The 20044-nt window shown below is 55.3% G+C and carries 19 protein-coding genes and 1 pseudogene; 8 read left to right on the forward strand and 12 right to left on the reverse strand.

Annotated elements, in window-relative coordinates; all coding sequences use genetic code 11:
- Window positions 1-193 precede the first annotated feature (193 nt).
- Both RBB76_RS20940 and RBB76_RS20945 read right to left on the reverse strand, forming a co-directional pair.
- Entirely contained in the window at window positions 194-2623 is a 2430-nt protein-coding gene (locus RBB76_RS20940) for an ABC transporter permease (RefSeq protein ID WP_433963460.1), read from the reverse strand.
- 626 nt (window positions 2624-3249) lie between these two features.
- Window positions 3250-3387, reverse strand: coding sequence for a hypothetical protein (locus tag RBB76_RS20945; RefSeq protein ID WP_429634663.1), 138 nt, complete (start codon window positions 3385-3387; stop codon window positions 3250-3252).
- A 403-nt stretch (window positions 3388-3790) separates the two neighbouring features.
- Here RBB76_RS20945 and RBB76_RS20950 point away from each other — a divergent pair, with 403 nt between their 5' ends.
- On the forward strand, window positions 3791-5401 hold the full coding sequence (locus RBB76_RS20950) for a GMC family oxidoreductase (RefSeq protein WP_429634664.1): 1611 nt from the start codon (window positions 3791-3793) through the stop codon (window positions 5399-5401).
- Between the two features lie 20 nt (window positions 5402-5421).
- Window positions 5422-5937, forward strand: coding sequence for a cupin domain-containing protein (locus tag RBB76_RS20955; RefSeq protein WP_429634665.1), 516 nt, complete (start codon window positions 5422-5424; stop codon window positions 5935-5937).
- Here RBB76_RS20955 and RBB76_RS20960 read toward each other — a convergent pair.
- On the reverse strand, window positions 5934-6767 hold the full coding sequence (locus tag RBB76_RS20960) for an AraC family transcriptional regulator (protein WP_260739465.1): 834 nt from the start codon (window positions 6765-6767) through the stop codon (window positions 5934-5936). The genes RBB76_RS20955 and RBB76_RS20960 overlap by 4 nt on opposite strands.
- A gap of 94 nt (window positions 6768-6861) precedes the next feature.
- On the opposite strand from RBB76_RS20960, the gene RBB76_RS20965 reads away from it, so the two are divergent.
- The 5 genes from RBB76_RS20965 (at window position 6862) to RBB76_RS20985 (ending at window position 10803) form a co-directional block, all read left to right on the forward strand.
- Window positions 6862-7473, forward strand: coding sequence for a protoglobin domain-containing protein (locus RBB76_RS20965; RefSeq protein WP_429634666.1), 612 nt, complete (start codon window positions 6862-6864; stop codon window positions 7471-7473).
- Window positions 7474-7487: 14 nt separating this feature from the next.
- Window positions 7488-8909, forward strand: coding sequence for an FAD-dependent oxidoreductase (locus RBB76_RS20970; RefSeq protein ID WP_429634667.1), 1422 nt, complete (start codon window positions 7488-7490; stop codon window positions 8907-8909).
- 61 nt (window positions 8910-8970) lie between these two features.
- Window positions 8971-9750 (forward strand): haloacid dehalogenase type II, encoded by a 780-nt coding sequence (locus RBB76_RS20975; protein ID WP_429634668.1) that lies wholly within the window; start codon window positions 8971-8973, stop codon window positions 9748-9750.
- A gap of 167 nt (window positions 9751-9917) precedes the next feature.
- Window positions 9918-10442 carry an alpha/beta fold hydrolase gene (locus tag RBB76_RS20980; RefSeq protein ID WP_429634669.1) on the forward strand — a complete coding sequence of 175 codons (525 nt, stop codon included), beginning with the start codon at window positions 9918-9920 and terminating at the stop codon, window positions 10440-10442.
- On the forward strand, window positions 10417-10803 hold the full coding sequence (locus RBB76_RS20985; protein WP_429634670.1) for an alpha/beta fold hydrolase: 387 nt from the start codon (window positions 10417-10419) through the stop codon (window positions 10801-10803). Before RBB76_RS20980 ends, RBB76_RS20985 begins: the two co-directional genes overlap by 26 nt.
- 196 nt (window positions 10804-10999) lie before the next feature.
- Here RBB76_RS20985 and RBB76_RS20990 read toward each other — a convergent pair.
- A pseudogene (locus RBB76_RS20990) lies at window positions 11000-11358 on the reverse strand (IS481 family transposase); the annotation flags it as partial.
- A 91-nt stretch (window positions 11359-11449) separates the two neighbouring features.
- A complete protein-coding gene (locus RBB76_RS20995; protein ID WP_429634671.1) occupies window positions 11450-12055 on the reverse strand; it encodes a TetR/AcrR family transcriptional regulator in 606 nt (201 codons plus the stop codon).
- Between the two features lie 65 nt (window positions 12056-12120).
- On the opposite strand from RBB76_RS20995, the gene RBB76_RS21000 reads away from it, so the two are divergent.
- A complete protein-coding gene (locus RBB76_RS21000) occupies window positions 12121-12690 on the forward strand; it encodes a DinB family protein (protein ID WP_429634672.1) in 570 nt (189 codons plus the stop codon).
- Between the two features lie 146 nt (window positions 12691-12836).
- Here RBB76_RS21000 and RBB76_RS21005 read toward each other — a convergent pair whose 3' ends face one another.
- The 7 genes from RBB76_RS21005 to RBB76_RS21035 all read right to left on the reverse strand — a co-directional run bounded on the left by RBB76_RS21005 (window position 12837) and on the right by RBB76_RS21035 (window position 19829).
- A complete protein-coding gene (locus RBB76_RS21005; RefSeq protein ID WP_429634673.1) occupies window positions 12837-13079 on the reverse strand; it encodes a hypothetical protein in 243 nt (80 codons plus the stop codon).
- A gap of 464 nt (window positions 13080-13543) precedes the next feature.
- Window positions 13544-14575: an amidohydrolase family protein gene (locus tag RBB76_RS21010; RefSeq protein WP_429634674.1), complete on the reverse strand. Its 1032-nt coding sequence runs from the start codon at window positions 14573-14575 to the stop codon at window positions 13544-13546.
- Window positions 14572-14814, reverse strand: a complete 243-nt coding sequence (locus RBB76_RS21015; RefSeq protein WP_429634675.1) for a hypothetical protein — start codon at window positions 14812-14814, stop codon at window positions 14572-14574. The genes RBB76_RS21010 and RBB76_RS21015 overlap by 4 nt, the downstream gene beginning before the upstream one ends.
- A 386-nt stretch (window positions 14815-15200) precedes the next feature.
- Complete coding sequence (locus RBB76_RS21020; RefSeq protein WP_429634676.1) at window positions 15201-17441, reverse strand: xanthine dehydrogenase family protein molybdopterin-binding subunit; 2241 nt, start codon at window positions 17439-17441, stop codon at window positions 15201-15203.
- Complete coding sequence (locus RBB76_RS21025) at window positions 17438-18463, reverse strand: FAD binding domain-containing protein (RefSeq protein WP_429634677.1); 1026 nt, start codon at window positions 18461-18463, stop codon at window positions 17438-17440. The genes RBB76_RS21020 and RBB76_RS21025 overlap by 4 nt, the downstream gene beginning before the upstream one ends.
- The gene (locus RBB76_RS21030; protein ID WP_429634678.1) at window positions 18460-19176 is read right to left on the reverse strand and encodes a 2Fe-2S iron-sulfur cluster-binding protein; all 717 of its coding nucleotides are present in this window, start codon (window positions 19174-19176) and stop codon (window positions 18460-18462) included. The genes RBB76_RS21025 and RBB76_RS21030 overlap by 4 nt, the downstream gene beginning before the upstream one ends.
- Window positions 19177-19301: 125 nt before the next feature.
- Entirely contained in the window at window positions 19302-19829 is a 528-nt protein-coding gene (locus tag RBB76_RS21035; protein WP_429634679.1) for a hypothetical protein, read from the reverse strand.
- Window positions 19830-20044: the final 215 nt, after the last annotated feature.

Below are 20044 nucleotides of genomic sequence, written 5' to 3' on the forward strand. Positions count from 1 at the left end.
ATGCGGCTGCTCCTAGGTCCGAACAATTATCAACTGACGAGAACAGGCCAATGCACGTTTCCACCCAATATTATCGAATCGCGCATTGGTGATGTACCGTCAACTGAAGATGCGGAACGCGGTTTCCCGGCCTCACATCGAATAGATCATGTGCGAGAAGCCCGGTATGCGGCAACTTCGATGCGAAAGCGACTCATTCCTCGCGCAGCAGGATCAGAGGATCGACTCCAAGAGCGCGTTGCGCAGGAATCCACGTAGCCACTAGTCCCAGCAGCAGCATCGCCAGAATGACACAGGCCAAGACCAGCGGATCGCGAGGAGTTGCCTGATATACGATCGAAGCCAGCACCCGGCTCGCCAGAACTCCCAGCACCAGACCGGCCGCTGAACCGATGGCGAGTAATTTGATGGCACGTCCTAACGCTGCCTGCAATACTTCCTTGCGCTGCGCTCCGAGGGCGATGCGAATTCCCAACTCGCGCAGCCGCTTGCTCACGGAGTAGGCCGCCATTCCAAAGATGCCGGTAATTGATAGCATTGCGCCCATGATGCCGAGTACGCCGAGCGATATGGTCGCCATGCGGGACGGGAACAAAGCTTGAGCCAGTTCCTCACTCCACGGTCGAATCGCCAGAACCACCCCTGGGTCGATATCCCGGAGCACACTGCGGATGGCCGCGCCAAGTTGCTGCGGGTCGCGCCTTGATTGCACCACCAGCCATATCCAACTAGCCGGCGATTGCAGGATGGGGAAGAACATCGCGGGCTGCTGTTCTTCGGTGAGGTTCACGTATTTTCCGTCTTCGACCAGACCCACCACTTCGACACGCGCTCCATCCCGTAGCTTGAAGTGCCGGCCGACAGCGTCCGGTACGGAGCCCAGTATCTTACGTGCGAACTCCCGGTTCACCACTGCTACGCGGGGGGCGTTTGTGTCGTCATGCCATGTGAAGCCTCTGCCCGCCAATAACGATGTCCCGGAAGCGCGGAAGTAGTCTGGAGATATGTTGTACATGCAAGAGTCGGCCGCGGCGTTCGATGGGCTCAGGTTCTCGGTTGCGTCGGTATAGACAAGCGATCGCCAGCTAGCGGGGAGTTCCAACGGCGGATAATTCACCGATCCTACGGAATCTACCCCTGGAATCGCTTGTACGGCGTCGATCATGCGCCGTTGCATTGCGGGTATTCTTTCGCCACTGTAGCCTGCCGCCCTCAAATCGGTATCGACCAGCATCGTGTTTCGTGGCTCAAAACCGAAGTTGCTGTGCAGGGTGTGCATAAGCCCCCGCAGAGCAACCATCGATGAAGTGACCAGCACCACACAGATCGCAATCTGGACGACAAGCAATACGTCTCGCACCGTAATTCGGCGCCCGAACGCGCCGGTCGATCCCGCTTTGACGATCTCGTACGGATTGGCCCGGAGAATCTGGCGCACGGGAACAATTCCGGAAAGAACTCCGCTGACCAACGCCAGGACTAAAGCCAGCAAATAAACCTTGGCGTCCGGACTTAACGGCACATGCAGGGGAAGTTGCGGAAATGGCCTCCACTCGCTCAACTGGCGCAAAAGCAGAATGCTTCCCATAAGTCCCGCAACGCCTCCGGCGATCGAAAGCAGCACCGACTCGGTGAGCATCTGGCGCAAAATGCGACGGCGGCTTGCACCAAGAGCCAGGCGCAAGGCCACTTCGCGAGAACGGTCGGCGGCCCGCGCGGCAAAAAGGCTGCCCAGGTTGGCACAGGCCGCCAACAGAATCAAGACCGAAAGCAGCATCAATCCGGCGAGAAACCCCCGCATCGGCCGACCGAGATAGTCGCCATGGAGACCAGGCCGCCCGAGCGTATAAGGCTCCTTACCTTCTTCTTTGGGATAGCTTTTTCTCAGATCCAAATCCACGGAGTTCAGATCGGCGGCAGCCTGCTGCGGATTAACTCCAGGCTTCAAACGTCCGACCAGCTCATACATCCAATGGTTCCCGCGCGCATCCAACACCTCCTCGCCGGATAACTGCTCATGGTTCACGATGGGCACGAAGATATCCGAAGTGAAAAACAAGACGGTCCCCTGGAATCCTGGAGGCGTCACGCCGAGAATGGTCATTGGATGTCTGTTGATTCGAACAACGCGGCCCACCACGCCGGGATCATCCTGAAAATGGCTGTGCCAATATGCGTAGGAGAGCACGACAAAAGGCGCGCTGTTTGGGCCGCGCTCGTCGGACGCGTGGAAGAAACGGCCAAGATAGGGGTGAACTTGCAAAAGGTCGAAGTAGTTTCCGCTGGTTTCGTACGCCCAGACTTTGGACGGATCTTTGCCCGTATCCAGCCCTGCCTGAGAGATGGCCCAGGCAGCGACATCGTCGAAGATGCGATTGCGCCGTCGAAGATCGAGATAATCGGGATAGGAGTGCCACCCGCCGTCGCTCCCGTGCTGGATGACGAAAAGGCTCTCTGCCTGAGGCACATTCAGCGGGCGCAGAATGAGCGCATTCAATACACCAAAGACAAGGGCATTAGCTCCAATAGCCAATGCCAGCGTAACCAACGCGACGAAGGTGAAGCCGGGTGACTTGCGCAGTTGGCGTAGGGCGAATCGCAGGTCCTGCAGCAGGGTGATCATGTCGGGCTCCGGGTTACGCCAGATCTGCATGGAAAGAAAAGCAATTCGGGAGCCAAAGTGTTCTTTAACGAAACTTCATAAGAACAAATTAGCTTACGGGATTTCGAAGGCGCATAGGGGCCGGATTGGGTGTCCGATTTCGCCTGAGGGCGTCCGTGAATGAACAGGGGCGGCGGCGAAAGCGGGGCTTCCGTTCTCAGTTGGCGTGAACAGACCAACCTATTCATTGAGTGACTTGGCGATTTTGCGCTCATTGAGAATGCGAATCCTTGGCCGCCGAGTTGCCAACCAGTCGGGGTTAATGACTGGGAAGCGCGTTTCGCATTCTCACCAGTACCGCAACTGCTTACAGGGCGGAGCTAAACGGCACGAGGGGATCATTCTCTTCATCACCGTCGTCACGATGAGATTTGGATCCAAGCCCAAGCTCGCCACTCATGCAGCCCCTATCCCATGCCACCACCACGATCGCCCTCGCCTTGATGGCCTTCGGCCTTCTCATACTTGTCGCGGCGACTAGATGGGTTGGCCGCACCGGACCCTATACCGGAATCGCGAGATCGGACGGGATGAGATCCAGATCGAGCGTCTCGCGAATGAAAGCGCGCAGCGATGCGAACGAATGCCTACGTATGAATCGGTTTGCCGGTGGCAAGCTCATGCGCGGCATGCACCGCCAGCCGAACTTGTTCCTCGGTGCCGAGCAGGATGATGTCGGAACTTAGAATTGCATAGCGGTTGCGTTGTTGCACGAAGGTAGGCATAGAGGACAGAAACAAAGAGCACGGCGGCTATCGGGCGTAGATCGGCGGCGCGTAGAGAAGGAGCCCCGGCGGCACGAAGTCCATACGGCCCGAAAGACCGACTGTGAAGCGAGACACGTAAATGAAAACGGGAATAGCTTATCGACTGCATATTGATACTCCCAAATAGCTTTTGGATACTCCTGATGACTCCGAGCGGAGAGAACAGGTTCATGATTGTCCTAAGGAGCTTCTAATGAGGTTGCTGATCAGATTGACAGATGCTACCGACCAATTCTTGCCAACTGGCTTCTTTGCGTCTGAACCAATTCGGAAGGACCTTTAACGCTGTGCGCCGATTCTCGAAGCGAGCATTTAAAGGCTAAACCGCGGTACCTCCGGCAAGTCCGGAGCCAGGAGATATATGCCAAACCCTACAGAACAGATCGCTAGCAAGACAACTCATGCTGTCCAGAAAGACCTTGCGTCTGACCTGAGCAGACCATTCGACTACATTGTTTGCGGCAGTGGCAGTTCAGGTTCTGTCGTCGCTGGAAGACTTTCCGAGAATCCAAATGTCCGAGTGCTTCTCCTCGAGGCAGGTGGCAGCGACGAGACAGACTTGGTGATGGATACCGACCGCTGGCCTATGAACCTCGGGGGGACTCTTGATTGGAGTTTCTTCACCGAGCCAGACTCGAACTTGAACGGGCGTTCGATTCTCTATTCAATGGGCAAGGTGCTGGGAGGAGGCTCCAGCATTAATGTCGGAACCTGGTCCCGAGGACACAAGGCCGATTGGGATATGTATGCAGCCGAAGCCGGTGATCAAGGTTGGGGATATGACGCGATTCTTAAACTCTACCGCAGCCGAGTGGAAGACTGGACCGGTGCTCCTGATCCCGATTTCTATGGCGTGGGCGGAGCGATGCATGTGCAGCCGGCTGAACACCCGGATGGTTTTTCTCTGGCAATGCTGGACGCAGCAGACTCATCCGGACTGAAGCGCTTTCGAAACTCCGGCGGTCAGATGATGAAGGAAGACGGCGGTTGCGCCATCGTCGACAACATCATTCACGACGGAAAGCGGCAGTCTGCGTACCGTTCCTACGTTACTCCTCGACTTCAGCAGTCGAATCTTACCGTGCTGACGGGCGCTCTCACGTCCCGCATTCTCTTTGAGGGTAATCGCGCGACCGGGATCGAGTTCGAATACGAGGGCCAACTTCGCCAAGCTAACGCAGCGCTTGAGATCATCCTTTCCCAGGGCGCCATTCAGACGCCGAAGCTGCTGATGCAGTCAGGTATCGGTGATGAGCGTGAGCTTGGAAAGTTCGGTATTCCCGTGCGTCAACATCTGCCCGGCGTTGGACGCAATCTGCATGACCACGTTGCGCTTGGTTTGGTATGGGAAGCGACTGACGCTCCCCTTCCACAAATCGCGAGGAGCTCATCCGTAGCGTTCTGGAAGACGGATGCCGCACTGGATGCACCTAATTTCTACACCTATGGAATTGGCATCCCGTTCCTCACTCCCGAAAATGCAGCAAAGTACCCGCCCCCCGTAGCAGCCTGGACGCTGTTTATGGGAATGCGACCTGCCAGCAGGGGTTCGATTCACCTGACCGGGGCAAGAGCTTCTGACCCCCTGCAAGTGAAGGCGAACTACCTGGCTGAGCCGAGCGACCTCAGAGATCTGAAGCTGGGTGTTCAACGCGCACGAGAGATTGGCAATGCCGAAGCTCTTCGTCGCTACACCAAAGGCGAGCATGCTCCCGCAAACCTAACCGGCGCTGCGCTCGAGGACTATATCCGAAACGGTCTCGTCACCTTCTGGCATCAATCAGGAACGGCGAAGATGGGCCGCGATTCAATCTCCGTAGTGGATAGCAAGCTCAAGGTCTATGGCTTCGAGGGCCTTCGGGTAGCCGATGCCTCCATATTGCCTCGTGTGACAACGGGAAACACAATGGCCCCTTGCATCATCGTCGGAGAGCGAGCCGCCGAACTGTTGCGGAAAGAACATTCGTCATAGGTTGAACTTGCTGAAAGGACATGACAGTCAAACCAATAGGAAATGTTCCCCAGAGGATTTTAATGGCTTCCCAACCTGAATTTGTACTCGTTGGTGTGCTGATGAAACAACATCTGTCCAGCGCCCAGACGAACGACTCTTTTTCGCTGTTTGAGAACCACAGCAGCGGCCCTTCCAAAACACCAATACACGTTCATGCAAAGGACGATGAAACGCTTTTCATGATGCAAGGAGAGATGCGGGCGATCATAGCCGGTAAGGAGCAAACGATCAGGGCTGGAGAGTCTATTTTCCTTCCGCGAGGGATTCCACATCAACTCATGAACGAGAGTGGCTTGCCCGCGCACTATCTTCTTCTGTGCACTCCGGGAGGATTTGAAGACTTTCTTGTAGACTGTGGTCACGCCCTTACGGAAGGCGAGATTCCCGGGCCACCTTCGGCCGCGGACATCGATCGACTCAAGGCTGCGGCACCGCAATATGGCATCACTCTGTTCCCCGACTGGGCGGCAGCAAGGGATCACGAGGAAGTCTAACGCCGTCCTACCTCTCCTGTTTGTTGCGATGCCAGCCAAGTCATAGGAGGTACCCCCACATGGTGTGAAAAGGATTTGATCAGAGCGCCTGCACTGGCATACCCGACCGATGGAGCAATCATCTTCAGCGGCTCGCCCCTCTTCAGCAGTGATTGAGCGACGCCAATTCGCCATAGCGCCAGATACTCAAATGGTGTTTGCCCCATGACTGCAAGAAAGTGTGCCGCAAAACGCGCGCGTGACATTCCTGCGATGCGGCCCAGTTCTTCCAGTGTCCACGCATGCTCGGGCTCCTGATGAATAACCGCAACTGCCTTTGAGAGGTGGGTGTCTGAGAGCGCAGTCAGTATCCCACCCTCCATTAGCCTGGATTCCAACGCCGACCGCAACAGCAGCACAAGGAAGTACTCAGCCAATCGGTCCATAGCCGCCTGCCTGCCATCTTTGTGAGCAAACGCCTCCGCAAACAACAGTGTTACCGTAGGACCAAGCTCCGGAATAGAAGCCAGCGGAACAACCAGCAAATTTGGAAGCGCTGTAGCCAGCGGGTTAAGCATTCCCGCGCCAAACTCTACATGCGCGCACACGATATCAGCGCCGTCGGTTTGAAACGTATGTTCTTCGGGCCTCGAATAAAGCAGCACCGTCGGCTCGCGAAGCACAGTTGGCGCGCCGCGTTTATTCAAGATATTCAATACACCGCTGCGTAAAACATGCAGATGTCCAGCCGTCCTGGTTGCATGGTCTGACGTCGTCCCACAAATATGGCCGGCAAGAAAAACCCTTGCCGTCAGTGAGAAGCGCGAAAGAAAAGGGGAAAGCTTATCCATATCGACCTCATATCGATACTCCGAGACAGCTTTCGGATACTCTGAGTGAATTCAAGTATAAAGAACGCGTTCATGCTTGTCCCAAGGAGGTGCCATGAAGAAGGTTGCCGATGAGATTCCCGCCTACAGCTACGGAACGCCTGCTGTAGGAACCTCTCCTGTTTCACTTGATGAGTTGAACGCCTTAAAGGTGTCCGTAGGTTTTACTGTCGAGGATGAGTGCTACCTTCGCATGGCCGGGGAGGTACTGGACGGACAGACCAAACAAATCGTCGCCCATTGGCGGAGCGGCATTATCGCGAGCATCCCAAATCTCGCGAGACATTCACGTACGCCGGAAGGGGCACCAAACCCCGAGTATCTCGCTAAAAGCAATCTTCGCTTCGAGCAGTGGATCCTCGACACCTGCCTCCGTCCCTACGACCAGGATTGGCTCAACTATCAACACGAAATCGCGCTCAGACATACAAGCATCAAGAAGAACCAGGCCGATGGCGTCCAATCAACTGCGTATATCCCGTTCCGGGATGTCGTGGCATTTGCCGCGGTGCTCAACGACACCATCAGGACCTATCTCACCGCCAAGGGGCACAGCGATCGCGACATAGCAGGAATGCACCTCGCCTGGACACGATCGCTTCAGATGCAGATTGTGCTTTGGACCAAGACCTACATGGACCTCGCCAAAACGAGCAATGAATGGTAACTACAGGAGAAAATATGGCAGCTGCGGCCCCTCAATCGATTACCCCGGAAGAGTATGACCTCGTAATTATAGGCAGTGGCGAAGGATCGAAATACCTTGCGTGGACGCTCGCCAAACAAGGGCAGCGCGTCGCCATGATCGAGCGCAAATGGATTGGCGGCTCATGCCCCAACATCGCTTGCCTTCCGAGCAAGAACATCATCCATAGTGCCAAGGTCGCCTCTTACTTTGCACGCGCCGCCGAGTTCGGCATCGAGAGCCAGGGCCACACCATCGACATGGCGACCGTTACAGGCCGCAAACGCAAAATGGTCAAAGAACTCGTCGACATTCACGTTCGCAACTACGAAACCACCGGCGTCGAGCTGATTCTCGGTCAAGGCCACTTCATCGGCCCAGGACTGCTGGAGGTATACATGGCGGACGGCAGCAAACGCCAAGTGCGCGGCGAGAAGGTGGTCATCGGCACCGGCACCCGGGCATCGGTGGACAAGATTCCAGGTCTGGCCGTGGCCAACCCGCTCACGCACATTGAAGCGCTTGAGTTAGAGACGTTGCCCGTACATCTCATCGTCCTGGGCGGCGGCTACATCGGTCTCGAGTTCGCACAGGCCATGCGGAGGCTTGGCAGCAGAGTTTCCATCCTTGAACGAAACGCAAATCTTTTGCATCGAGAAGACCCCGATGTGAGTGCCGGAATTGAAACTCTTTTTCACGACGAAGGCATCGACCTGGTCTTGAACGCTACCGTTGAAGAAGCCTCCGGTGTATCGGGAGACTCCGTCATCATCACCTACAAACAGAATGGACAGAATAAGACCATCGAAGGCACACACATCCTCGTCGCGACAGGGCGAACACCGAACACCGAAGGCATGGGTCTCGAGCTCGCCGGAGTTGAGCTCACCGCCAGCGGTCACATCAAGGTAAACGAAAAGCTCGAAACCACAGCGCCCGGGGTCTGGGCAAACGGCGAAGTAGCCGGCCAGCCGCAGTTCACCCACATCGCCTTCGACGACTTCCGTATTCTCCGTGATAACTTCGCTGGCGGCAACCGCGTTACCACTGGGAGGCAGGTACCATACGCCTTATTCACCGATCCAGAGGTCGCACATATCGGTCTAAGCGAGACAGAAGCCAGGAAAAAGAACATCCCCTATCGTCTCTTCAAAATTCCTATGGCCGCAGACCTCCGAACGCGTACGCTGTCGGAAACGAGGGGCTTCATGAAGGCCCTGGTAGGCGAAGACGATAGCATACTGGGCTTCACAGTCTTCGGTGTCGACGGTGGAGAGATTATGTCCGCCGTTCAGATCGCAATGCTCGGCCGTCTACCGTACACCGCCTTGCGTGAAGCCATCCTTACCCACCCGACGTTGATGGAGGGCCTCATCGTGTTGTTCTCGTCTGTGCCGACTTCCATGATAGAAAAATAGCTTGTTAGCTTCACTCGTCATCACTGACGAGAGTTGCGCACGATGGAGAGGGAATACCGTTGTGAAAAGAATTGGAGCCAACAGACGCCAGTTTCTCGGCGCAGCGACGATGCTCGCTGCTTCGGCGCTCGCGCCTCGGGTGCTTAGCGCGCAGAATCGATCGGTGATCAAGGCAGTGGCATTCGATGCCTTCGCGATCTTTGATTCCCGGCCTGTCTTCGATCTGGCAGAAGAGTTATTCCCGGGGCATGGCGCGCAATTAAGCAACGAATGGCGCACGCGACAGTTTGAGTACACATGGCTCCGCAACTCGATGCACAAATACGCGGACTTCTGGAACGTGACTCAGGACGCCCTGAACTATGCAGCGAAGCAGAGCAAGGTCAGTCTTGGGCCGGAACAGAATAAGCAGTTGATGTCGGCATTTCTACAGTTGAAGCCGTGGCCCGATGTGGCTGCCGTGCTTCAGACGCTTCAGAAACGCGGCATTCGCATGGCACTTCTATCGAATATGACAGACACGATGATGAAAGCTTGCGTTGAAGGTTCCAATCTTGGAACAATGTTTGAGTTTCAACTCAGCACCGATCGCGTCAAAATATTTAAGCCCGACCCCGTCACGTATAACCTGGCGCTCGAAGCTTTCCACCTGCAGAAGCATCAGATAGCTTTTGTTGCATTCGGCGGCTGGGACGCCGTAGGCGCTCAGATATTCGGTTATTCAACCTATTGGGTGAACAGACTCAATGTGCCATCGGAAGAACTCGATGTATCCGCCGATGCAACCAGTCACGATCTGTCATCGCTGCCGAGTTTTCTGGATTCATTGCAAAAAGCGTAGCCGCTGCCTGTGAGGTCGCAGCTAAAGACAGCAGAAGGAAGGTAGTCTTGAGCCTTGATCGGCGCAGTTTTCTCGCGTCATCTGCATTGGCAGGTCTCGACGCTTTTCATCGCAGGTTGGATCTCTTCGACCTCGAGGAGCAGGCCAGTACTTCAAAGGAGCAGTCCATGTCTGACATTCCAAACATCCCACTCACGTCCCACCATCACGTTGAAGCCGATGGAGTCAGTATCTTCTATCGCGAAGCCGGTCCCGTGGGTGCGCCGGTCATACTCTTGCTCCACGGATTTCCAACTTCCTCGTTCCAGTACCGTGAACTCATCCCACGCCTCGCCGATCGCTATCACGTAATTGCTCCCGACCTGCCGGGCTTTGGTTTCACAGAAGTTCCAGCAGGACGCAACTACAAGTACACATTCGACAGTCTCGCGAAGACGATCTTCGCCTTCACCAATGCTCTCAAACTCACCCGCTATGCCATGTATGTCTTCGACTACGGCGCACCAGCCGGCTTCCGCCTCGCCCTGATGGCACCCGAACGCGTGACCGCTATCGTCTCGCAAAACGGAAACGCCTATGAAGAAGGGTTTAGGCGATGCCTGGCAACCGCTGCAACGCTATTGGCGCGAACCGACGCTCGTGCATCGCAACGCCATACGAGCTGGTTTGAACCTCGAAGGTCTGCGCCATGAATACTCCGTTGGCATTCCTGACCCGAGACTAATCAGGGCGGAAGGATACACTCTCGACGCAGCGCTGTTAGCACGTCCCGGGAATGTCGACCTACAGCTCGACCTCTTTCTGGACTATGCCGATAACGTCAAGCTATACCCAGATTTCCAGGAATACTTTCGGACTAGGAAGGCTCCGACTCTGGCTGTATGGGGCAAGTTCGATCCATACTTCATTCCTGCTGGAGGGGAAGCGTTCAAACGCGATAATCCCAATACTATTGTGCAGCTTCTCCCCACTGGCGACTTCACCCTCGAAACCCACCTCCCGGAAGTGGTGGTGAGTATGCGTGATTTCCTGGAGCTAACGAAGATTCGGTGATGTCGAAGCGACTGAGATACCATAGCTGCGAGGCACTCTTTGCTGCCCCGCCCAGGTCGGTTCAATTCTTTGCAGTGATCGCCGCGGCCTATTTTCAAGGCCCCCCTTTTCAGCTTCACAGACATTGCCAAGATCGATCCCCAGCGTCATCTCGATCTAGGCCTGCCCGTGTAGGCCAATGCGCTCATCGGCAAACTCAAACCACTCGCCGCGCGGCTCTAAAACGAAGTTCTTCCGCATTCAGTTCTCCAATCTCCATGTCTCGAAAGAGACTCTGTAGAAGTCTGGTGTGACCAACTCAAAAGCCAACTCTTCAAAGCGAAATACTTCGCTAATGAATATCCGAGTTTTATGCCAGCTTATGTCGCCGCTGTTGTTCACCCTTCGGAGAAGAACACCCTTCGGGTACGTGTACTCCGGCAGCTTGCGTGGCATTCTAACGGAGCTGGGAATGTAAATACTTGCTGGAACCTGGTTGTTCAAACCCTCATGTGGGCGCTCATTATTGAAGACGTAGCGAAAGTTATCGAAGCGGCTCTGCTGTTCACGCCTCGAGCGGTGCGTCATATTTCTGAAGCGTCTTCAACGATTCTCCCGCTCGGCCTCTAACCTTTCGGGTAGACAGGACTAATTCAAGTTAGCCGAACTAACGGAGCTTGCGTTTCATCTTCGGTGCCGGGCATAGAGCTTGGAGGACTCCTTCGGAATAGGAAGGCCAGTCATCAGGTAGCACTGCTGGGGCCTCGTGCGCCAACTGCAGAAGCCCACGATATGCTGAGTATGCGAGCACAGCCTTCGCTTTGGCCTGCGATACTGACAACCCGAGTTCACGGTAACAGGTTTCGAGAAACCCGATTCGTGCAGAAGCCACACGGTTTAGTACTCGCCTCACAATCGGATCTTCTGCGGCCTCGGCAAGCGCTGCATACAGCGAGCGAGATCTTGGCGGCTGGCTGGCAGCGTCCAACATGAGAATGAGCCGCTGACGAGCGTCGCTAACTGCCGATAGTCCTGCAATGGCCTCCGTCGTGGCGCGATGCTCCCAGCGTCTGAGCGCTTCAGCTAAGAGCTCCGAACGGCCTTTGAAGTGCCAATAGAAGCTGCCCTTGGTGACGCCTAGACGAGCAGCGAGCGCTTCGACTGTAAGTGCCCGGAGACCAGCTTCTGAGATGAGTTGAAGCGCACCTTCGATCCAATCGGAAGAAGTTAGAGTAGGCTCGTCGAGTCGCTTCGCACCGGTACCTTTGCGCATGGTGACATTTTCCCATACGCAGGAGTATTGACAGCCGCTGTTTCCATACCATACAGTATGGAGCCATGATAGAACTCTTGCCAGACATCGTAAATCTGCAGGAGCAACTCGACGCTGCGGAGCGTGACGCACGGTTGCTCGTACAAAATCTTGACGACGAGCGAGGCTGCTGGCGTGCCAAAGCCGATTCATGGAGCGTGGCGCAATGCTTCGACCACTTGGCTGCAGCGAATGAGGTCTACCTAAGTGCAATGAAGGGACCCGCGATCCGCGCTCGCGCAGCAGGCCAGATGAGGCGGCGCCCGGCGCTTCCCGGATTCGTGGGCCAATGGTTTGTGAAAAAGATGGAGCCACCTCTCAAGGAGTCCTTCAAGACGAAAGCGCCAAGGAAGATCAAGCCGGACTCTTCGCCTTTACTCTCTGATGCCTTCGACCGCTTCCTGAGATCACAGGACGAGGTAAGAGACTACATCCGTACTAACGCCGATCTAGACCTGGCAGTAATTCGATTCCCGAATCCTTTGGTGTCCGGCATCCGGTTTAGTATCGCCACAGGACTTCACGTTATCAGCGCTCACGAAAGGCGGCATTTGCGGCAGGCTTGGGGCGTCCGTCATGGCGCAGAGGCACGCTAAGATAGCGATGTTTATGCAGCGCGAGCCACAGGTGTTCTCGAAGGGTCGACGAGATGGCCACCATCAAGTTGCATCAAGTGCACCGCAGGCGGCGAGGGGGCGCTCAGCAGTACTCACCTATAGCATTTATCTTCGCGGCGGTACATCTATTTCAATGCGAGGGGATGTTCCGATTCGACTCCACTGAAGGTGCTGACCGGGAACCGGCAGCCAGTGTGTGTTTGAAGATGTTCGATGTGGGCTCTGGCTCCGGCGTTGGATTCTTTGAGCGCCTGGACGGGGCCGTGGCAATATTTGCAGCGCATGATTTCATCGCGTTCTTTAATCGCTTCGTAGAGGTTGCATGGGAGCCAGCGTCCACGCACCTTCACCTCGCACTCAGTCATCACAGGCGATTTCTTCTTAGTAGTCACTAAGCGCTTAGACGCCTTCAAATGAGTTGTACGCGTATTCTTTTCCTGCTTTTTGAATCTAGTGGTCTCTGTGATCGCGCCTTGAGCATGCTCGGGCCGCCGTGGATCGGGTAGACCAAAATTTTGCTTGTGTTTTCGACAAAACCGATCGTTCCGCCCTCAGTCGTGCCAACAGGCTGAGTCACTCATCGAGAAATGTCGGTACCGCTTTCTTGCGTAATTAGCGAATATTGTTACCAGTCTCGGCTCATTTAGGACTACCGTAACTCGGGAACAACTAAGCGCATACTGCCCATGCACCATCTACCGATCCAATCGCAGGTACCTTACTCGTTCCAACACAGCGTTTCACAGTCAATAAACGCGCCTATTAAAGGTCATCTGTGGGAACATCCAATATACGCGACGAGCCATTGACCGATCGTCATTTGGTCAGGAGGTTAGCGAATTCCTACCTGTCCTCGCACGCTGCCAAGTAATTTGCTGGAATCGTAACCAACCCCAGCCTTGAAAACTGTTTCCACGTTCTCAATTTCATCGATTTGTCTCGATGGATCACCCTTTATCAAAACCAGATCTGCCCGCTTGCCAGGCGCAATAACCCCGATCTCATCTTGCTGGTTCAGGTAAACGGCACCATTTTCAGTGGCAATGTGAATAGCCTCTGAGGGTGTAAAGCCAGCCTCGACGAGCAGTTCAATTTCGCGTTGGTCACCGAATCCAGGCAAGACGCCGCCGTTGCCCGTAGGATCAGGGCCAGCCAGTAATAAGCCACCGCGTCTCACGAATTCGATCTCGAATTCCATTTCCTTACGCAGTAGCGCCGACATCGGTGCATCCATGGCAACGCGTGCACGAGTTGTCAGGTAACTCTGAGCTGATTCCGGAGACATTGCGTCCAAGGTGCGCGCTTGGAGCTTTGGCCGTCCTGGTGCGCCGGATTCGAATACCGGCAGTGTCGAAGTCACTGCGACATGGTGAGATATGAGGTTTCGGATGAGGTCCTGTACCTGAGGTCCCTTCACATCTTGCTTTACCCAGCTGTCGGCGCCCGGAGTGCAAACATTTGGCTTTTTATCCTGAACAAATTCGGAGTCTGAGAATACGGGTCCATGCTCTAAGTTATCGATTCCCAAACCTATCGCTTCAGGCCATGTCACGGAGCATAGGTGGCCTGTCACTTTCATCTTGTGTGCATGTGCCTCCTTGATGGCCACACCCAGTTCGTCCTGCGTGATGTTCATATAGGCTTTAAAAGAGGTCATACCTTCCGCTACCCAATAGGCGACCATGCGTTTCGCATCTTCGGTGCCGGTGAGTTCGTGCATCTGCGCAAACCTGGCCGGAGCACCTTCGAGATATGGCGCCGTCGCATCGATGTTTGGGCCCGGCATCAGGTTCGCATCGATCCGGCTCTTGACCTTCAGATCCGTATAAGGCTCAACACTTCCCGTCGTCCGGATCGTGGTCACGCCAGCCGCCAAATAGAGTCTGGGAGCCGTATAGGGATATCGGCGAGGAACAGACCGGGCTCGCCCACCTTCCCGCCGCTGACTTGAATCGAGTAGGAATCGGTGTAATAGAGATGATCGTGCATTCCAACAATGCCCGGGATCAAGGTGTAACCTGCTCGATCGAGACGCTGCGCATCTTGGGGGATCTCAATCGACGCGGCGGACCCTACCAATTGAACTTTGCCGTTCGAAATCACGACCGTTTGATCTTCCTTTGCCGACGCACCTGTCCCATCAATTACTCGAACGTGGATGAGAGCAAATGATGGCGCGTCTACACTGATTAAGGCTGTAACGTCACTTGACCGTTGGATCTGCGCAATCCCGGTTGCAGAGATTACCAGAGACAGAAATATAAAAGAGAGACGCACTTATATCGACCTCAATGGCGTAGCCGTCTACGAATTCAAGCGTGACAAATTTTACCGTACCCCTTCCCATCATTAGCGGGAAATCTGAAAAGGAAGCCTATCCCGAGCGAGAGATCGACTAGCCGACGACGGGGCTACCAGGTATTATGACCTCGCCCGTGACGGGAGAGACCGATATCTGACAGGGCACCAGCGACCATTAGCGCATCTTTCTAGGCAGTCATAATCTTGTCAGGCGTAATTGGATACTCCCTAATTCTTTTGCCCGTCGCGTTGTAAATGGCATTCGCAATTGCAGCGGCAGCCCCTGTGATTCCGATCTCCCCAATGCCGCGTGAACCGATCGGATTGAACTTCATATCCGGAATGTTCAACACCGTCACATCCAGTCTTCCTATATCAGCGTTGACTGGAACGTGATACTCGGCTAGCGATTCGTTCACAACACGCCCATAGACCGGGTCAATGTGGGCCTCCTCGTGCAGCGCAAAGGATACGCCCCAGGTAATTCCACCCATGAGTTGATTCAGACCTGTCTTGTCGTTCAGTAGCGTCCCAATGTCATACGTTGCGACAACTCGCCGAACTTTGACCATATGGGTGTCCCTATCGACCGCGACTTCGGCGAAGACCGCGCCCCATGAATTTGAGGTCATGGCATCTCTTGACTCTGACGGCTCGGCAGATCCCGTCGCTTCAACGGGCTTCCCTCCGTTTCGCGCAATCAAGTCCGTGAGGCTATCTGTCTGCGAAGGGTTGTTCTTGTTGGTAAGTTTTCCGTCTTTCGCTTCGATGTCCAGCGTCCTTAGTCCATGCAGCGGAGACCCAGCGTCGGAAATGGCCAAGTCTGCCAACTTCAACTTCAGCTGAGTCGTTGCGTCCTGAATCGCTGGGAGCACCGAAGCTGAAGATTGCGACCCACCGGAGACGGGTGCCTTCGGAAGCCTAGAGTCACCAAGTTTCACCTCGACCAATTTTGGGTCGATTCCGAGCCCAGCCGCAGCCTGTTGTGCCATGATGGTGTAGGTGCCGGTGCCCAAGTCTTGGGTTCCCGATCCGACAAACATTCTTCCGCCTGAGAGCATGCGAACGACGGCTTGCGCAGCACTGCGATTCGCCGGATAGGTCGCTGTCGCCATACCGTAACCAATCAGTGCGTTGCCTTCGGTCTTGGCACCCGGTGTTGCGCTTCTCTTCGACCATCCGAACCGTTCCGACGCTTGCGTGTAACACTCGCGCAGATGTTTACTTGACCACGGCCGATCGTGGCTCGGATCTTTGTCTGCGTAGTTCACCAGCCGCAGCTGCATCGGATCCATCTTCAGCTTCTCTGCCAGCTCATCCATCGCGATCTCAAGGACAGCCGTTCCAGGCGCCTCTCCCGGAGCACGCATGAAGGTCGAGACACCGAGATTCACTTCTACCACCTTCGCGGTTACCGAATTGGCTTCGCTCGTGTAGAGATTCTTCGTCGGCCCTTCCGAGTGTTCGACAAAATCCTCCATCACTGACGCATTCATCACAACATCCTGCTGCATCGCCAACAGCTTTCCATCTGCGCTCGCACCGAGCTTGATCTTGTTTACTGTGGAGGGCCGTCCACCCACCGGTCCAAACATCTGCTCGCGCTCAAGCACGAGCTTCACTGGCTTCCCTGTTACCTTCGCCGCAATGGCGCAGAGCGGAACGTGTGACCACATCGAGCCCTTCGATCCAAACCCACCACCGACGACCGGGTTCACCACGCGCACGTAATCAAATGGAACGTTCAAAGTCTTTGCTAGTGACATGCGAACGCCCGAGATGTACTGTGTCGCGTCATAGATGTTGAGCTTCTCGCCTTCCCACCACGCGATCGTGGCATGGGGTTCCATCGGATTGTGGTGCTGAATCGGCGTGATGTAAGTGTTTTCAACGATGGCTGAGGATTTGGAGAACGCTGCCTGCAAGTCGCCACGATGATTCCCGGCAGGCTCCTTGCCGGGATTCTTTGGCCATCTTGCTTCGCCTAGGTTTTGCATGAAGCTCACCTGAGCAGCCTTTGGTGAATACTTGAACTTCAGCATCGCTGCTCCCGCCTTTGCTTCGTTCAGCGATCGCGCGACAACCACGGCCACTGGCTGGCCGTTGTAGTACACATCGGCGTCCTGCAACAGACTCAGATTCCGTCGTGCAGGTGGCTGCGGCGGTCCTGGATTCAGCTTCGGAGCGTTAAATGGTGTCAGAATCGCAATCACTCCCGGAGCCCGATCTGCAGCAGTACGTTCAATTGATACGACGGTTCCACTCGGAATTGTCGACTGAACGATATATGCGTACGCAAGATCAGATCTCGAAAATGGCTCTGAAAACTCGGCCGCATACTTCGCTTTTCCGGTGACCTTGGCGATCCCCTCATAACGGTGGTCGAGCTGCTTGGCCGGTTTTGGTGCCGCTTCCATATCTTGCATCATGCTTGTACTCCCTCGGTGGTGCCCTGAGAGGCAAGTGTCAGTGCTCGCACCACACCTTGCTTCGCCAGTTCGATCTTGAAGGCATTGTGCTCGTAACCTTTGGCTCCCTGCAGCAAAATCTCCGCGGCCTGCCTGAAGGACTCTGCTCCTGCAGCTTTGGCCATTAGCCACTTCTCCGCCTCGACTTTTCGCCAAGGCTTCAACGCAACTCCGCCGAGCGCTAACCCTGCGGACCGAACGTGATCGCCTTCCATCTCCAGTCCCGCGGCAACAGAGATCAGAGCGAAGGCATAACTATTTCGGTCGCGAGCCTTCAAGTAATAGGCATTCTTCGCGAACTTGGGTGGCGGCAGTGTCACACTCACAATCAGCTCGTCTGCGTGTAGCGCCGTTTCGATCCAGGGAGTCGCTCCCGGCAATTTGTGAAACTCAGCAAATGGGATCGTGCGTCTGCCCTTTGGCCCCTCCACCTGAACCTTCGCATCGAGCGCGGCCATCGCGACGCACATGTCGGAAGGATGGGTTGCGATGCAACTCTCTCCGCTGATTGAGCCTTTATCGGTTTGTCCGAGAATCGCGTGAATGCGGTTGTAACCCTTGATCGCTGCACATCCGGATCCCGGCGTACGCTTGTTGCAAGCCGGGAAGCTGACGTCGGTGAAGTAATAGCAGCGAGTCCGCTGCAGCAAGTTCCCTCCTGTTGTTGCCATATTACGCAGCTGAGGAGAAGCACCGCTCAACAACGCTTGCGAGAGCAATGGGTACTGATTCTTGATCAACGTATGGTCCGCCAGATCGGAGTTCCTCACTAGCGCACCGATAGACACCCCACCATCTGCACTTTGGGTGACCTGCGCCAGGTCGAGATGGTTGATATCGATGAGAATCGTCGGCGACTCAACCCCATACTTCATCAGATCAACCAAGTTCGTTCCGCCAGCCAGAAACTTCGCCCCGTGCGCAGAGCCTGAACGAATCGCTCCACCGGGTGCTGCTGCTCTCTCGTAGTTGAAGGAGTTCATGCAGACACCCCTCTCGACGCGGCGCGAACTGCAGCTACGATGTTTGGGTAGGCGCCGCACCGGCAGATATTGCCGCTCATTCGCTCCCGAATCTCATCGTCCGTCATCTCTGGATGATCGGTCTTGCCCGTATGTAGACTTACGATCGACAGCGCACCCCGCCTCTGCTCTTCAACTGCGGCTACCGCCGAGCAGATCTGCCCCGGTGTGCAGTAGCCGCATTGGTAGCCGTCATGCTCCAGGAAAGCGACCTGCATCGGGTGCAACTCGCTGACATCCTTTGGATCGGCGGTTTTCGCCAGTCCCTCGATAGTGGTTATTTCGGCACCCTGAGCGGCAAATGCTAGCGTCAGGCATGAGTTTACGCGGCGTTGATCGATTAAAACCGTGCAGGCCCCGCATTGTCCGTGGTCGCAACCTTTCTTGGTGCCGGTCAGATCCATTTGCTCTCGTAGAGCATCCAGCAGCGAAGTACGGCTGTCGAGAGAAAGAGACTGAGACTTGCCGTTTACTTTCAGCGTGATGGGCTGGGCAGGCGAATTCTCCGCGAGAGCTATTGCCGGCAATCCAACTGCGGCTGCTGCTGAAAGCACTCCAGCCGTCTGCACAAACCGCCGCCGAGTCAACTCGAACTGCAGGCCATTCTTTTCGAGCTCTCGCTCTTCCAGCTCGCAATCTTCGCGGCTGGGTTCCTCACCAAGTAAATCTTTCATCTGTCTGCTCCCAGTTGAACGCCATATATATGGATGCGATCACAGAGGTAGACGAACAATCCGGATTGAAAGATGCTTTTATGAGCGTCGCGGAGGCCAGTCGAAAAGTTTCTCAGTGGATGACCCTAGAACCACATGCCGGAAAAGGGTGAGCCACCACACAGATCGCAGGGTCTCGTCATAGCAAGCTCGATGAGACACGATTGGTCACGATGCATATCTGCCGTCGATTGTGATTGTAGCGCCGTTATGAAACCCGCCTCTGGACTAACCACATATGAGACCCATCCAGCGATCTCCTCATCTTTTCCGAGGCTATCCACGGGAATAAGTCCTTTGAGAAAGTCGCGGCACGGACGCCATCCGCGGGGAGCAGATCGCTTTCCGTCGGTCCCGGCCGTACTGTATTGACGGTGATTCTCGGGCTCTAGGCGTTGGCGGATGTGAAGTTTTGATGTTTCCGAAGTGGTAGAGCAATAAGCGAACATTACGTTCTTGTGTGGCACGGTGATCAAGAAACCCCGAACCTTGGCGCAAGGCTGAAGACCGCGAATGACGCCCTCCAAATCGCCGCTGGAAACCTGCATCGGCACGCAGACGCCACTGTGACCGCGTGCTTCGAAACGAGCGGTCAGGCGTTGCGGCGATTTCACCTAGGTAATGGGATCCCCATGCTCGGGTATAGCTCTGTCTCGCCGTTCAGCTCTTAGACCATTTCAAGGTCCTTTTCGCTCTGACTTGAAGGCGTGAGGGCGGCACAGTCGCTCCAGAGCCGGAACCACTTCCTGGGTACAGACGGGTCATCAAAATTCTCCTTATATGTGGAAGGATGCGGAAAAGCGTCAAAGCTGGCTACTTAATATGAACA

This window comes from Tunturiibacter psychrotolerans (assembly GCF_051013365.1).
Lineage (GTDB): Bacteria > Acidobacteriota > Terriglobia > Terriglobales > Acidobacteriaceae > Edaphobacter > Edaphobacter psychrotolerans_A.

Coding starts and splice junctions, on each gene's coding strand:
- RBB76_RS20940 (WP_433963460.1), bottom strand. CDS start 2,623: ATGATCACCCTGCTGCAGGACCTGCGATTCGCCCTACGCCAACTGCGC.
- RBB76_RS20945 (WP_429634663.1), bottom strand. CDS start 3,387: ATGCCTACCTTCGTGCAACAACGCAACCGCTATGCAATTCTAAGTTCC.
- RBB76_RS20950 (WP_429634664.1), top strand. CDS start 3,791: ATGCCAAACCCTACAGAACAGATCGCTAGCAAGACAACTCATGCTGTC.
- RBB76_RS20955 (WP_429634665.1), top strand. CDS start 5,422: ATGACAGTCAAACCAATAGGAAATGTTCCCCAGAGGATTTTAATGGCT.
- RBB76_RS20960 (WP_260739465.1), bottom strand. CDS start 6,767: ATGGATAAGCTTTCCCCTTTTCTTTCGCGCTTCTCACTGACGGCAAGG.
- RBB76_RS20965 (WP_429634666.1), top strand. CDS start 6,862: ATGAAGAAGGTTGCCGATGAGATTCCCGCCTACAGCTACGGAACGCCT.
- RBB76_RS20970 (WP_429634667.1), top strand. CDS start 7,488: ATGGCAGCTGCGGCCCCTCAATCGATTACCCCGGAAGAGTATGACCTC.
- RBB76_RS20980 (WP_429634669.1), top strand. CDS start 9,918: ATGTCTGACATTCCAAACATCCCACTCACGTCCCACCATCACGTTGAA.
- RBB76_RS20995 (WP_429634671.1), bottom strand. CDS start 12,055: ATGCGCAAAGGTACCGGTGCGAAGCGACTCGACGAGCCTACTCTAACT.
- RBB76_RS21000 (WP_429634672.1), top strand. CDS start 12,121: ATGATAGAACTCTTGCCAGACATCGTAAATCTGCAGGAGCAACTCGAC.
- RBB76_RS21020 (WP_429634676.1), bottom strand. CDS start 17,441: ATGATGCAAGATATGGAAGCGGCACCAAAACCGGCCAAGCAGCTCGAC.
- RBB76_RS21025 (WP_429634677.1), bottom strand. CDS start 18,463: ATGAACTCCTTCAACTACGAGAGAGCAGCAGCACCCGGTGGAGCGATT.
- RBB76_RS21030 (WP_429634678.1), bottom strand. CDS start 19,176: ATGAAAGATTTACTTGGTGAGGAACCCAGCCGCGAAGATTGCGAGCTG.